Raw genomic sequence first — 317 nt, forward strand, 5'->3', positions numbered from 1 at the left:
TATCAACCAATGCACGAAGATAAATTCCTCGCGCACTTAATAAGTGTTTGCCGTGCTTGGTTCTCGCACAAAGAAGCAAACTGAATTAAGAGTATTATATTTTCTTGACGCAGTGACTATCTTGATTTACAGAGGAATAGTTTGCCAAGATGGTATTTCTCCAGATACTCTTAATTCTAAATAGCTTACAAGCTATAGGTAAAATATATCATAACATCCAGTGAAATTCGACCGCTTTTCACCAGTGGTATGTATGCCATGGGGAAAGTAGATCGTTAGTTAACGAAAGTTAGCAAATGGTTAACTAGCTAATTTCC

It is taken from the genome of Dolichospermum circinale AWQC310F (assembly GCF_000426925.1).
Classification (GTDB): domain Bacteria; phylum Cyanobacteriota; class Cyanobacteriia; order Cyanobacteriales; family Nostocaceae; genus Dolichospermum; species Dolichospermum circinale.